The 12,578-nt window shown below is 41.9% G+C and carries 13 protein-coding genes; 6 read left to right on the forward strand and 7 right to left on the reverse strand.

The features are described 5' to 3' along the window. The first annotated feature begins 97 nt into the window (after positions 1 to 97). Genes ABD873_RS08015 through ABD873_RS08025 form a run of 3 tightly spaced genes read left to right on the forward strand, consistent with a single transcriptional unit; the run spans position 98 to position 2,741 of the window. Positions 98 to 883 (forward strand): MBL fold metallo-hydrolase, encoded by a 786-nt coding sequence (locus ABD873_RS08015; protein WP_345067018.1) that lies wholly within the window; start codon positions 98 to 100, stop codon positions 881 to 883. A gap of 58 nt (positions 884 to 941) precedes the next feature. Further along, entirely contained in the window at positions 942 to 1,421 is a 480-nt protein-coding gene (locus tag ABD873_RS08020; RefSeq protein ID WP_345067021.1) for a cation:proton antiporter regulatory subunit, read from the forward strand. 9 nt (positions 1,422 to 1,430) lie between these two features. Next, positions 1,431 to 2,741: a cation:proton antiporter gene (locus tag ABD873_RS08025; RefSeq protein WP_345067024.1), complete on the forward strand. Its 1,311-nt coding sequence runs from the start codon at positions 1,431 to 1,433 to the stop codon at positions 2,739 to 2,741. On the opposite strand, the gene ABD873_RS08030 is transcribed toward ABD873_RS08025, so the two are convergent. Both ABD873_RS08030 and ABD873_RS08035 read right to left on the reverse strand, forming a co-directional pair. Beyond that, positions 2,733 to 3,065 carry a metal-sulfur cluster assembly factor gene (locus ABD873_RS08030; RefSeq protein ID WP_052258504.1) on the reverse strand — a complete coding sequence of 111 codons (333 nt, stop codon included), beginning with the start codon at positions 3,063 to 3,065 and terminating at the stop codon, positions 2,733 to 2,735. The genes ABD873_RS08025 and ABD873_RS08030 overlap by 9 nt on opposite strands. Before the next feature lie 11 nt (positions 3,066 to 3,076). Further along, the gene (locus tag ABD873_RS08035; protein WP_345067027.1) at positions 3,077 to 4,240 is read right to left on the reverse strand and encodes a glycosyltransferase family 4 protein; all 1,164 of its coding nucleotides are present in this window, start codon (positions 4,238 to 4,240) and stop codon (positions 3,077 to 3,079) included. An 89-nt stretch (positions 4,241 to 4,329) separates the two neighbouring features. On the opposite strand from ABD873_RS08035, the gene ABD873_RS08040 reads away from it, so the two are divergent. Further along, complete coding sequence (locus ABD873_RS08040; RefSeq protein ID WP_345067029.1) at positions 4,330 to 5,328, forward strand: polyprenyl synthetase family protein; 999 nt, start codon at positions 4,330 to 4,332, stop codon at positions 5,326 to 5,328. Positions 5,329 to 5,404: 76 nt separating this feature from the next. Beyond that, positions 5,405 to 6,181: an amidohydrolase gene (locus tag ABD873_RS08045; protein WP_345067032.1), complete on the forward strand. Its 777-nt coding sequence runs from the start codon at positions 5,405 to 5,407 to the stop codon at positions 6,179 to 6,181. A gap of 7 nt (positions 6,182 to 6,188) precedes the next feature. Here ABD873_RS08045 and ABD873_RS08050 read toward each other — a convergent pair whose 3' ends face one another. Beyond that, complete coding sequence (locus tag ABD873_RS08050; RefSeq protein ID WP_345067035.1) at positions 6,189 to 6,593, reverse strand: hypothetical protein; 405 nt, start codon at positions 6,591 to 6,593, stop codon at positions 6,189 to 6,191. A 98-nt stretch (positions 6,594 to 6,691) separates the two neighbouring features. On the opposite strand from ABD873_RS08050, the gene ABD873_RS08055 reads away from it, so the two are divergent. Beyond that, positions 6,692 to 7,132, forward strand: coding sequence for a MarR family winged helix-turn-helix transcriptional regulator (locus tag ABD873_RS08055; RefSeq protein WP_039052772.1), 441 nt, complete (start codon positions 6,692 to 6,694; stop codon positions 7,130 to 7,132). A 38-nt stretch (positions 7,133 to 7,170) separates the two neighbouring features. On the opposite strand, the gene ABD873_RS08060 is transcribed toward ABD873_RS08055, so the two are convergent. The 4 genes from ABD873_RS08060 to ABD873_RS08075 all read right to left on the reverse strand — a co-directional run bounded on the left by ABD873_RS08060 (position 7,171) and on the right by ABD873_RS08075 (position 12,530). Continuing rightward, positions 7,171 to 8,733: an FMN-binding glutamate synthase family protein gene (locus ABD873_RS08060; RefSeq protein ID WP_052258508.1), complete on the reverse strand. Its 1,563-nt coding sequence runs from the start codon at positions 8,731 to 8,733 to the stop codon at positions 7,171 to 7,173. A 117-nt stretch (positions 8,734 to 8,850) separates the two neighbouring features. Beyond that, positions 8,851 to 9,618 carry a Rossmann-like and DUF2520 domain-containing protein gene (locus ABD873_RS08065; protein ID WP_345067040.1) on the reverse strand — a complete coding sequence of 256 codons (768 nt, stop codon included), beginning with the start codon at positions 9,616 to 9,618 and terminating at the stop codon, positions 8,851 to 8,853. A gap of 10 nt (positions 9,619 to 9,628) precedes the next feature. Continuing rightward, complete coding sequence (gene ccsA / locus ABD873_RS08070) at positions 9,629 to 12,097, reverse strand: cytochrome c biogenesis protein CcsA (RefSeq protein ID WP_345067043.1); 2,469 nt, start codon at positions 12,095 to 12,097, stop codon at positions 9,629 to 9,631. A 22-nt stretch (positions 12,098 to 12,119) separates the two neighbouring features. Beyond that, positions 12,120 to 12,530: a cytochrome c maturation protein CcmE domain-containing protein gene (locus ABD873_RS08075; protein ID WP_039052773.1), complete on the reverse strand. Its 411-nt coding sequence runs from the start codon at positions 12,528 to 12,530 to the stop codon at positions 12,120 to 12,122. Positions 12,531 to 12,578: the final 48 nt, after the last annotated feature.

Consider the following 12,578-nt stretch of genomic DNA (forward strand, 5'->3'; position numbering starts at 1 on the left):
ATGTAAATATACATTTTATAGGTGTAGTAACCTAATACTCTCAATCGATAATTAGTTAGGTCTTTTCTAACTATCATATTTACAATTATTTAAAAGAATGATTCAAGCTTACTCTTTATTTGAAGGTTCCTTTTCCGTTGATGCATCAAAAAAATTTGTTCCTTTTGATCCTAAGGTGGATGATCCGAAAAGCCGACCTGGGTCGCTCTTTGTTCATGTGCATCCATTTTTGATAGAGTCGAGTAACGGATTGATACTATGTGATGCAGGATTGGGTTTTCGTACGGAAAACGACGAATTGTTAATACACCATAATATTCGTAAATTGGGATATGAGCCTGAGGATGTGAAATATGTGCTTATGTCGCATCTTCATAAAGATCATACGGGAGGACTGGTGGATTTCAAAAACGGAGTAGGGCGAATAGCGTTTCCAGAGGCTGAATATGTTATTCAGCGTGGTGAGTGGGAAAATGCCTATGCGTCAGATTCTCCGTCCTATAGGACGGAAGTTTTTGATGTCATTCAGCGTAGCGGCAATTTGAATTTGGTGGAAGGTGACGGCATGGTGAATTATGAGATCCGATATGAACTTAACGGCGGACATACCGAATTTCATCAGGCCTTCCATATCGAGACGGGAGGAGAGCATTTCTTCTTCGGTGGAGATGTGTTGCCGGAGCCGGAGGAGCTGTTCAAAAATTTTATTGCTAAGTACGATTTTGATGGGCGTGCTTCTCGTGACAAACGTAAGGAGTATTGGAAGCAAGGAGCTCCGGAGGGCTGGATATACCTATTCTACCATGGAAAGTCATTGGCTATGGGGAAGCCAAAATGGAAAGAAGATGGTTCTTACATGTTGGTGGACCCTAACGAAGAATAGTCGACTTTTACTAAATTAGAGGTAATCAAAATTTAGATATAAACTAATATATATTGCTATGTCAGTAGTTCGAGAAAGTGATCTTATTGGTATTGGCAAGAAGTTTCAGATAGAAACGGATGCCGGAGACAATATGGTCGTGGTGATTCATGATGACGGTCGTCGTGAATTATACCGTCATGATGAAGAAGATAATGAAACGCGTTGTGTGATGACATTATCGGACGAAGAATCCCGTCAGCTGGCAGGGATAATAGGAGGCCTATCTTATAAGCCTAAGGCTTTGGAGACTATAGAGGTAGCCTTGGACGACCTTCGAATAGAATGGTATAAAGTAGGGCCTTCAAGTGACGGGGTAAACAAAAGTATAGGTGAGCTTAACGTGCGTCAAAAGACGGGAGCATCCATCATTGCTGCGATCAAAGACAAAGAAACCAAAATAAATCCTGGACCGGATTATGTCATCGAACCGGGAGATACACTTGTCATTGCAGGAAAAGCCAAACATATTAAGTTGCTGAAAGAGTTATTAGTTTAATACGTATTTATGTCGCATATCATAATTTTAGAAATAGGAATAGCTGTTTTCTTAGTCGCGTTGGTGGGGCTGTTGGCAAACAGACTTCGCTTTTCTGTTATCCCCTTTTTTATAATTATAGGTATGATATTGGGCAATAAGGAATACCCTTCTTTTGTTGCTGATTTTCTTGCATACGTCAATAATCCGGATATTACCTCGTGGGTGGATAAGGTGTGGGCTTTTTTTACTTTTTCAGAGAGCAAGCCTTTTATAGACTTTATGGGGCGGCTGGGGGTCCTGTTTCTTCTTTTTTATTTGGGGTTGGAGTTCTCTGTTAGCCGTCTACTTAAATCTGGGAAGTCTATAGTCACGGGAGGGACTTTATATGTCTTTCTTAATTTTGTTTCCGGCTTGTTGATAGGGTGGTTGATGAATCTTCCATTCAAAGAGATGATGGTGCTCTGCGGTTTGATGACAAGTTCATCTACAGCTATTGTGGCCAAGGTGCTGACAGACTTGAAGCGTACGGCGAATCCCGAGACGGAGGTCATCATGGGCATGATCATGTTCGACGATTTGTTTATTGCGATGCATATTTCCTTCCTTTCCGGATTGATATTGACGGGGGGAACTTCCTTTTGGTCTGTGTTGGGCACCTCCCTTTTGGCTTTGGGTTTTATTCTTGCCTTTCTTATTTTCGGACGCAAGTTGGTTCCTTCCATAGATAAGATTCTTCACGACAAGTCTTCAGAACTTTTTATTCTTATTATCTTCAGTCTGTTGTTTGTGATTGCCGGCTTTTCGGAGACCATACATGTGGCGGAAGCTATAGGGGCACTGATGGCAGGGCTTGTCTTTGCGGACTCCAAATATCTTAAGAAGATAGAAAGCATGGTATTGCCATATAAGGACTTCTTCGGAGCTATGTTTTTCTTCAGCTTTGGCCTTTCAATAGATATCTATTCGTTGGGAGGAGCTGTGGGATGGGGTGCTTTAGCGGCATTTGTCACCGTACTGGGTAATATTGCCTCCGGCTATTTTGCGGCGTATTTTTCTAAACTTAAGCCGCGTAGCTCCTTTGATATAGGCTTTACCTTATCTGCTAGAGGAGAGTTTTCCATCATTATGGCCAATATCGGCAAGGCGGGAGGACTATTACCGGTGCTTCAATCCTTTGTGGTGGTATATGTTCTTCTTTTATCTGTTATTTCCCCATTATTGACCAAGGAGTCGCGAAATATATGGAACGCTCTTTTTGGGAAGGAGCAGAAAGCTTCCAAAGCTCGAAAGACTTTAGAGGAGCTGGAAGCTTCTGTGCAGGAAAAGGAACTAGAGTAGTCCTAGTTCCAGCTTAGCTTCTTCACTCATCATATCCTTAGTCCATGGTGGATCGAATGTTAGTTCCACCAAAGCTTCCGTTACGCCGGGGATAGCAGCTACCTTACGTTGTACTTCGTCAATGATGTCTCCGGCAACAGGGCATCCGGGAGCAGTTAAGGTCATCACCACTTTGGCAATTCCTCCTTCTTTGGTGATGATTTCGTATACCAATCCCAAATCTAGGATATTAGCAGGTCTAAGTTCCGGATCGTAAACTGTCGCTAGTACTTCTTTGATTTGGGGAGCTAACCCCAATGGGTCCATTATTATGATGCTATTCATAGTATTCGTTTTTATGCTGATGCTATAATTTCTTTATAAACCTGGATAAGCTGTTGAACGTTTTTGTCCAGAGTGTACTTCTCCTCGTACTCCTTAAGACAATTATCGCTCATAAATTGTTTTTCTTCTTTGTCCAGAAGGGCGAACTGTTTCACTGTTTCACCTAGGTCTTTCGGGTTGTTGGCTTCAACATGCAAACCTGTTTTGCCGTTGATGACTATTTCGCTTAATACGCCTAGATTGCTGGCTAGAACCGGTGTTCCCAAGGCATAGGCTTCCAATAGTGTCATCGGCATACCTTCAAGACAGATGGAAGGAACGATGAGCGCTTGACATGATGCTAGGGCAGAGGCCAAAACCTCTTTGGGTTGAAAACCTTTATAGATGATATTGTGGTGTTGTTTGGATGCTAGCTCTACCGCTGCTCGTAGCGGTCCATCGCCATAGATGACCAGCCGCTGTTGACTGTACGTCTTGAAAGCCTCCAGCAGAGATTCCACACCTTTTTCCTGCGACAACCTGCCTATGTAGAGAAAAAAATCTTCCCGAGGGGTTAATGCAGCGGAAGAAGGTTTTTCTACCGCATTCGTTTTTACAGTTATTCGCGCTTCTTGAATGTTTTTTGGAGATCTGAGAATCAGGCTTTTCATAAACTGTGAGAATACCAGATAGCGGTCTACCATCTTCCACGTATTTAGTTTATGGTGGATATAATAGGTCCACGCTGTCCAGAATGTTTTTAGCAGAGAGTTATCCAATGACTTTTGCCATACAGACTTCCACGGAAATACCCTATCTATAGTATCCAAAAAGACTTTATTGCGCACAAATAAGGTTGCGGAAGGGTCCAAAAGTCGATGGTTGTGTAAGGTCTGTATGGTTTTAAAACCAGCCTTATGCAGGTGACGTATAGCCAAGGGGCCTATAGCATAATGTAGGTTATGAAAGTGTACGATATCAGCTCCACATTCTTTGGCTTTCCGAACAATCTTGCGTGCAGCAAAGGGGTTCCAAGGATATAATGCAAACTGAAGTAGCCCTGCAAAACCTTTCCTGTTTTGGAAGGTTAGGGTTTCTATCGGCATTATCTGTTGGAGGGCTTCCACTTCTTGACGAAAGACTACATCTTCACCGCCTTTATGCTGATAGTAATTATGGACTACTAGTATTCGCATGCATGGTAATTTGTACAAATATAATACTAATACTAGAGGCAATTTGCAAGGAAATGTAAAAGCCTTAAAAAATATATGTGTATCTTCGTATGGTTATTCTAATATCAGATATGTTTGGAAATCCGTATTATGCTGAGAAGATCAGCCATGCTTTAGCAAATCTCAATCTTCCTGAGTCACCGACAAACTTATACGAACCTATAGAGTACATCTTATCGCTTTCCGGAAAGAGAATACGTCCGCAGTTGGTGTTTATGGGGGCTAGCTTGTTTGGATATAAGGAGCTGGATGACGTACTTCCAGCCTCTATTGCGGTGGAATATTTCCACAACTTTTCGTTGATGCACGATGATATCATGGATAAGGCTCCACTGCGTAGAGGTAAGCAGACTGTTCATCAAAAGTGGGATGACAATACGGCTATCCTGTCGGGGGATGCCTTGCTGGTGAAGTCTTATGAGGAATTGTCCAAGTGCCCTTCGAAAAGTGTTCCGGCCCTGTTGAAGACCTTTAACCGTGTAGCACTGGAAGTGTGTGAGGGACAGCAGCATGATATGGATTTTGAGCAGCGTAACGATGTTTCGCAAGACGAGTATATAGAGATGATACGCCTGAAAACATCCGTATTGTTGGGGGGAGCTTTAGAGATGGGCGCGATTATCGCGGAAGCGGATGTGGATAACATTCAACGTCTGTATGATTTTGGTGAAAATCTAGGCATAGCTTTTCAACTGCAGGACGATATCTTGGATACTTTCGGAGATCCTGAAACCTTCGGAAAACAAGTGGGAGGCGATATTATTGCTAATAAGAAAACCATTTTGCATATTCTCCTGAAGAGAGCTCTTACGGAAGGGGACAAAACAGAATTTGACGCCATTCTACAGCTAAACGGTCAGGATAGTGTAGAAAAGGTAAGGCGTATGAAAAAATTATACGACAAGTATAAAATATTTGAGCAGGCTAATACGTTAAAGGAAGAGTATTCAAGCAAAGCTTTGAAAAACCTAGACAGCATTTCGGTCCCTCGTGAAAATAAAGAGGATTTATACGTTTTAGCAGACAACTTATTGCACCGCACCAAATAATTTTGTGTGAATCATAAAAAAGTCTTATATTTTTAAAGTATTTGTAATAAACATTTTGTATAAGGAAAGTTACTTGATGGAGCCTATTAAAATAACAATATTTCAAGCTTACCTATTCTGGGAAAACGTAGAGAAGAATCTTCAAAATCTAAGTTTGAGATTATCCGCTTTACGTGAGAAAACAGATTTAATCCTCCTTCCTGAAATGTTTAATACAGGATTTACGACCAATGTGGAGAAATGTGCTGAGGCTATGGACGGCATGACTATGCGCTGGTTGTACAATACGGCTAAAACTTTTGACTGTGTAGTAGCAGGCTCCTTAATCATTAAAGAGAACGACCAATACTTTAACCGCTTTGTGTGGATGTCGGCCGATGGTAGCTATGTGTATTATGACAAGAGACATCTCTTTGCCTTGGCACAAGAGGACAAAGATTTTACCCCCGGCAATTCACGTATCATTTTCGAGCTGAAAGGGTGGAAGATATGTCCAATGATATGCTATGATTTACGTTTTCCGGTATGGTCCCGCAATGTGGAGAATGGTTATGATCTCTTGGTATATATCGCTAGTTGGCCGGATAAGCGTTCAGCACATTGGAGAGCTTTGATTCCGGCAAGGGCAATAGAAAACCAAGCTTATGTGATAGGTGTAAACCGCGTAGGACACGACGGCAACGAAGTGTACTATTCGGGCGGTTCGATGTGTATTTCTCCTCTGGGAGATGTGGTATATTATAAGCCGGAAGATGAGGACCTTTATACCTTCACGTTAAATCCTAAGGATCTCATTAAAGCGAGAGAGCAGTTCCCTTTTCTTAAGGATGCTGATAAATTCTCATTACTGTAGGTAAATCTTACTGGTAAGGTCTTTCTAATATAGCAGACTGTATTATTGCTGTACGTAAGTCGAATATTTTCTCCTTTTCTACAGTTTCCTTTTGGGCTTGCTGCGCTTTATGTAGCTTGATGGCCTTTTCTTTTTCCTTCAATTCTCTACTGCGCTTCAGTGCCAATACCTCTTCGGGCATAGACTCTTCGATCAGAGCGGTTTTCTCCAATTTGGTATAGACAGACTTTTCCACTATTGGGGGAGCTGGTTTGAGCTCAGGCTGTGATTGTGGGAGTGGTGAAGACTTAGGGCGGACAGGCCTTTGTTGGGACATTCTCCTTTTGGCTTTTTCCTGTTCTTTCTGATAATTTCTAGAAACATTTATGACAAAAGCTATTACAAAAAAGATTATGACCCAATAGTTTTCCATAATTTAAATATACGCATTATATACAATTTTTATAAAAAATTTGTATTATTAAAATAATCTTGCTTAATTGCATAAACAACCTAAATTATAAGCTAATCATGAACGAAACACTAGTTTTATCGGAAGAATTTTATTCTTTCTTGACGGGGAAAGTTTCGACTGCAATCTCAAGGAGATTACAGCGTAATCTGAAAGCGGCTAAGTTGAACATTACTGCCGAGCAATGGACTATATTATATCATTTGTGGAGAGAGGAAGGCTTGACGCAGCAGGAACTTGCTAATCTGACCTATAGAGATAAACCTAGTATTACGCGATTGATTAACAATTTGGAGAAAATGTCTTTAGTAATCCGTGTCAACGATAAGAAAGATCGTCGTTCTAATCTTATATATCTTACTAAGGAGGGGCGTCGCTTGAAGGAGGAGGGCATGCGGCAGTCCGCCTTGACATTGAAAGAAGCTACGGAAGGTCTGGATTTGCAGGAGTTACAGGCCGCGCAACGTATCTTGGATAAAGTTTTTCATAATATAAAATAAAAAGGTCAACTTTCGTCGACCTTTTTTTGTTACCCTAATCAATCATCTTTCAAGAAGTCTTCCTTTTCAAAGGTGTTTTCTTTTTTAATATACCTTCCTGTGTCTTTGAAGTAAATTTCGTGGAAGCTTAACGTGGTGATAGCATCTACTTTTCTGTAGAATTTGTCTGCCGTAATGTCGTCTACGGTCTTGAATCCACAGGCTTCCATGATTTCTACGGTAGCACGCAAGGTATTGCGGTGGAATTGTGCTACACGCACATGTTTATCCTGAACGTCTAGTCCTTTGTATAGGTGAGGTCGCTGTGTTGCTACACCTACCGGACAGACGTCTTCATTACATTTGAGTGCTTGGATACATCCTAAGGCAAACATCATTCCGCGGGCGCTATAGCAAGCATCAGCTCCTAAGGCCAAGACTTTCAATAAGTCGAAGCCGGTGATGATTTTGCCGGAGGCAATGATTTTGATATGTTTCTTCAGCCCGTAGCTGATTAATGTTTTGGTAGCGAAGGCCAAGGCATCATACAGCGGCATACCTAGGTTGTCCGTAAATTCCAGAGGTGCAGCTCCTGTACCTCCTTCAGCACCGTCTATGGCGATGAAATCAGGGAATATCTGCGTGTCTTGCATAGCTTTACAGATATCCAAAAACTCCTGTCTGTCGCCGATACAGATTTTGAAACCTACAGGCTTATAGCCTGACAGTTCACGCAGCTTCTGTATGAAGTGCATCATCTCTACGGGGTTGGAAAATGCGCTGTGTGCCGGAGGAGAAAGCACGTCGGTACCCGGCACGACGTGACGGATTCTAGCCACTTCAGGTGTGTTTTTTGCCGCAGGTAAGATACCGCCGTGGCCTGGTTTTGCCCCTTGTGAGATTTTCAATTCGATCATCTTTACGTAGGGTCTGTTGGCCTTTTCCGTGAACAACTCGGCATTGAAGTATCCATTCTCGTCGCGACATCCAAAATATCCGGTACCTATCTGCCAGATAAGGTCCCCGCCATTGATATGATAATCACTAATACCACCCTCTCCGGTGTTGTGAGCAAAACCTTGCAATGCGGCACCTTTGTTTAAGGCTTCGATGGCGGTTTTACTCAAGGCACCATAACTCATCGCCGAAATGTTGAAGATACTCATGTTGTAAGGTTGCTTACAAGCTTTGTTTCCTACAAGGACGCGAAGGTCATGGTTTTCTATATGTGTAGGGAATATTGAATGCGCTACCCATTCGTTGCCTACCGCCTGAGGGTCTTGTTGCATACCGAAAGCTACCGTCTCTCGCTGGTTTTTCGCTCTTTGGTATACAATAGAACGTTGTCTACGGTTAAAAGGTCTTCCGTCTGTATCTGACTCCCAGAAATATTGTCTCAGCTCGGGACGGAAAGATTCAAAGAAATAACGGAATGCACCTACCAAAGGATAGTTACGTAAGATTGCATGTTTCGTCTGTAAACTGTGGTAGATTGCTACAATCAATAAAGGAATAGGGATAAGCAATAACCAAAACCATCTCGGCGTGAATATTATACCAAAAGATATAATAACAAGGTTTATCGCCGTGATGATTATAAGAATCAGTTTTCTTACTGCCATGATATAGTTTATATATTAATATATACTTTAAATATCCGAATTTGTTTGACAAAATTAGAAAGTAATTTGAGGATTCGGATAGGTAGGTGAATTTTTACTTTTTTTATAATTAAAGGCTTATTTCTGGTATCTTTTAATAATAAAATCGGTCAATAATTGATATATTTTGCGTTCCTCAGGCTGTTGGCTTAAGAATTCTAAATGCTTATCAATCACTTTATAATCACCTCTGCGGGCGGGACCTGTCTGGGTTTCGTAAGGTGGGTGGTACTGCACCTTATGAGCCGTTTCCAAAATTATAGGTTTGAGCAGCTCGAAGTCCAACTGTTCGTGTTGCAGGATGTCGTATGCCATCTGAAAGAGAGCATTGCTAAAGTTATTGGCTATCACTGCAGCGACATGTAAAGCCAACCGTTGCTGGCTGTTGCAGGCAAAGGTCTTGGGAGCTATAGACTTCAACGTATTGAAGAGCAGCCGTAAGTTTTCTTCGGTATTGGCTTCTACACCAAAAGAAATCTTTGAAAAATCGGTATCAATATGTTTGTTAATACTTTGAGGAGGATAGATAACCCCAAAATGTTGGAATTCCTGTAAAATATCTAAGGAAGTAGCTCCTGAGGTATGTACTACAATACCTTTCAAAGTTTTGGGGAGCTGACGTATGACGGAAGGGATGGCATCATCTGCTACCGCGATGATGTATAGGTCGGCATCGGGAACAAGATGTTTTAAGCTATCCGTCGGTGCGGCATTAACGTCCCTAGCCAATGTTTGGGCATGGGCTAGGGTACGGCTATATATCTGACGGATAATATTTCCATTAGCATGAAATGCTTTAGCAAGGTGTGATGCTATATTGCCGCTGCCAATGAAAACGATTTCCATCCTACATTTCTTATGCGTTCGCTTTTGATTTATTCTCCTGAATACGGCGAATAATGGCCATAATAAAACCTATGGTCATGATGACCGTTCCTGCCCAGAAGAAATTGATATATGGGAATTTTATAGCTTTGAATACTATCCATTTTTTCTCTGGAAGAGGCTTTTGGTAAAGCATGATTTCCAGCTTGTCTTTGTCCGGAAGAATATTGGTGAATCGGAATTTGAGTCCCTGCTCTTCCACATCTTTGTTGAAGTCGTAAGCATGGCCATCTTTTAGTAGGAAAATAGGCTCCGCATGATATTCCTTTTGGTCTGCTGCGATAACTTTGATTTTCAATCCTAGGATGACGTCATTTTCCTTAAGCGGAATATTCTGCAGTTTTGCACTTTTGTTTACCCCTTCAATGACGAAGATACCATTTCGGTAGCGCAAGGTGTCTCCAATGTTTACCAAGAATGTTGCAGGCTCCTCATAATCTTCAAAGCCGGTCTGCTCATCGGCATTGACTTTGGATAGAGGGGCGTGTGAATCTGCTGCTGCAGCTGTGATCAGGGTGTATATGTCGTGAGTGAGGTAATGACGTGTGTCAGGTGTTCCTATCAGTCCTCCCATTTCCGGGTTGTTCTGAGCAAAAGGGCTAAGGACAAACGACTCCTTAACTTTGCCGGTTTCCTCATCTATCTTTTCGTACTTGATATGATAGAAAACATTCGGAGCAGCAACGCTATCTCCAATGTAGGTGATGCGATATTCACCCATTTGGATAGGCTCTCCTTCGGTTAGGAAGAGGTTTTCTCCAGGATCAGTAAATTTGTCGCCCTCTTTACCGAAGTTTTTTACCCCTATATATCCACTTTGGTTGATAGAAATCACTTCGTTGGTCGCAGCGGCTACCAAAGCCCCCAATACCAAGAATCCAAAACCTATATGAGATACGGCAGAGCCGGTAAGCTTCCACTTTCCTTTGATGGCATCTCCAAGGATACGAACGTTGGCCACCACACAGAAAATTCCTGTAAACATCAACAGGATGTACATGACATTGGTGTACGTTTTCGTCAAGTATATTGCCCCTGCAGCCAAGAAGATGGAAACGATGAGGGAAGCAAGTGTCGAAGCCCAAAACTTGCTTGCATCCGTACGTTTATATTTTAGGAATTGTGTTACAGCAGTCAACAGTAATACTACTACGGCGAAAGCACCTTGCCACTTGTTATAATGTGCTATAGGGTCTATGGGAGGGGCTACTTTTGTGCCAAACAGGGCGTTGAAGACAGGAATCGACGTCGTCGCAATCATCTGCACACAGGCTACGGTTAGCACAAGTGCTCCGATAAACAGCCAGAATTCTCGGGAATAGATTTCTTCCTCTTTTGGTGTACGAGGCAGCTCTTTGCGGCACCATACCAACAAGCCTATCATGATAAGTAGAAAAACAAGGTTGAAGGCAATAAGCTGACCTGACATACCCAAGCTGGTAAACGAGTGTACGGAAGTTTCTCCCAAGATACCGGAACGAGTAAGGTATGAGGCATAGATTACCAACACAAAACTTATCAAGGAAAGCAAAGTAGCCGTAAAATAACCATGTCCGGAATGATTGTATGCCAAGATGACGTGTACGGCTGCTATTAATGTCAACCATGGGATGATAGAAACGTTTTCGACAGGGTCCCATGCCCAAAAACCCCCAAAGTTGAGGGCTTCATAGGCCCAGAATGAACCCATAATGATTCCGGCACCCAATATCATAACAGCAAAGAGAGCCCATGGTAGACCGGGCTTCAGCCATTCTTTGTATTGTCTTTTCCATAGCCCTGCTGCCGCATAGGCAAAAGGTACTATCATGGATGCAAATCCTAAAAACAAGGTAGGAGGGTGAATCACCATCCAATAGTTTTGCAATAAAGCGTTAAGACCTTTACCATCAATCATGGAAAGATAGTTAGGATCTTTGAAAATAGGGGCATCCATAGCTTCACGCAACAAGATGAACGGAGAACTGCCGATACGGCTACCCAAAATTTCTACTCCCAACAGCATGCTGCCTAAAAAAGTCTGACACAACATGACAAAGGTCATCACCGGCGACTCCCATGACTTGGCACGGAAAAGCAGTACAGTGCCGATAACAACTTGCCAGAACATCCATAGCCAGAAGCTACCCTCTTGACCTTCCCAGAATGATGAAATAATATAATGTGTTGGAAGAGAAGTGTCAGAGTGTGACCACACATAGTAGTATTCGAACATGTGATTGTAAATCATGTAGAATAGCAGAGTACCTATGGTCACCACCGACAGGGCATTAATCATAAAGCCTATGCGGCCCATGGTTTTCCAACCCTTCTCTTCCGGTGATTTTGTCGCAAAAAAGTAACTGATAAAAGAAAATAAGGCTGCCCCAAAAGATAGCACTACAAAAAACTGTCCTATCTTACCAGGCAAAAGGTTTTCACCTACGTAGTTTATATCCATCGAAAATATCTGTTTTTTTATATTACAAAGAAGCCTGAACAGCGGAAGCCTCTTTCACTTCCATTTCCGTTTTATTGTACTTTGAAGGACATTTCATCAATATTTTGGAAGCAAGAAAAACATCCCCTTCCATTTTTCCTGTCAACACAATCTGTTCCGAACGTTCTATATCTTGTGGTTTAGAACCGTTGAATACTACCTTACACTCTGTACTGTCTTTGTCGTACATATAGAAAGAGAAGTGGTTCGGATCTTTTACCGGATCGTAAACCAAATCTTTTTCCTTATTCAACACCCCTACAACATAAAGCTCTGTCTTCTTTTCTTTCGCTTCGCTAAAGGTAGAATAAGTACTTGAATCCGTGTAAATCACCAAAATCATAGCAATTGCAATAGCTATGACTACAATCAGAATGATTGAACTTTTTTTCATGCCAATTTTTTAACTAAACCAACTGCAAAATTACGAAAAGCTAAGCGA

Source organism: Sphingobacterium thermophilum, from assembly GCF_039541675.1.
Lineage (GTDB): Bacteria > Bacteroidota > Bacteroidia > Sphingobacteriales > Sphingobacteriaceae > Sphingobacterium > Sphingobacterium thermophilum.

Bases quoted from the DNA above. Each gene is read 5' to 3' on its own strand.
- ABD873_RS08025 (WP_345067024.1), top strand. From the start codon at position 1,431: ATGTCGCATATCATAATTTTAGAAATAGGAATAGCTGTTTTCTTAGTC.
- ABD873_RS08035 (WP_345067027.1), bottom strand. From the start codon at position 4,240: ATGCGAATACTAGTAGTCCATAATTACTATCAGCATAAAGGCGGTGAA.
- ABD873_RS08075 (WP_039052773.1), bottom strand. From the start codon at position 12,530: ATGAAAAAAAGTTCAATCATTCTGATTGTAGTCATAGCTATTGCAATT.
- ABD873_RS08040 (WP_345067029.1), top strand. From the start codon at position 4,330: ATGGTTATTCTAATATCAGATATGTTTGGAAATCCGTATTATGCTGAG.
- ABD873_RS08045 (WP_345067032.1), top strand. From the start codon at position 5,405: ATGGAGCCTATTAAAATAACAATATTTCAAGCTTACCTATTCTGGGAA.
- ABD873_RS08060 (WP_052258508.1), bottom strand. From the start codon at position 8,733: ATGGCAGTAAGAAAACTGATTCTTATAATCATCACGGCGATAAACCTT.
- ccsA (WP_345067043.1), bottom strand. From the start codon at position 12,097: ATGGATATAAACTACGTAGGTGAAAACCTTTTGCCTGGTAAGATAGGA.
- ABD873_RS08055 (WP_039052772.1), top strand. From the start codon at position 6,692: ATGAACGAAACACTAGTTTTATCGGAAGAATTTTATTCTTTCTTGACG.
- ABD873_RS08020 (WP_345067021.1), top strand. From the start codon at position 942: ATGTCAGTAGTTCGAGAAAGTGATCTTATTGGTATTGGCAAGAAGTTT.
- ABD873_RS08030 (WP_052258504.1), bottom strand. From the start codon at position 3,065: ATGAATAGCATCATAATAATGGACCCATTGGGGTTAGCTCCCCAAATC.
- ABD873_RS08065 (WP_345067040.1), bottom strand. From the start codon at position 9,618: ATGGAAATCGTTTTCATTGGCAGCGGCAATATAGCATCACACCTTGCT.
- ABD873_RS08015 (WP_345067018.1), top strand. From the start codon at position 98: ATGATTCAAGCTTACTCTTTATTTGAAGGTTCCTTTTCCGTTGATGCA.
- ABD873_RS08050 (WP_345067035.1), bottom strand. From the start codon at position 6,593: ATGGAAAACTATTGGGTCATAATCTTTTTTGTAATAGCTTTTGTCATA.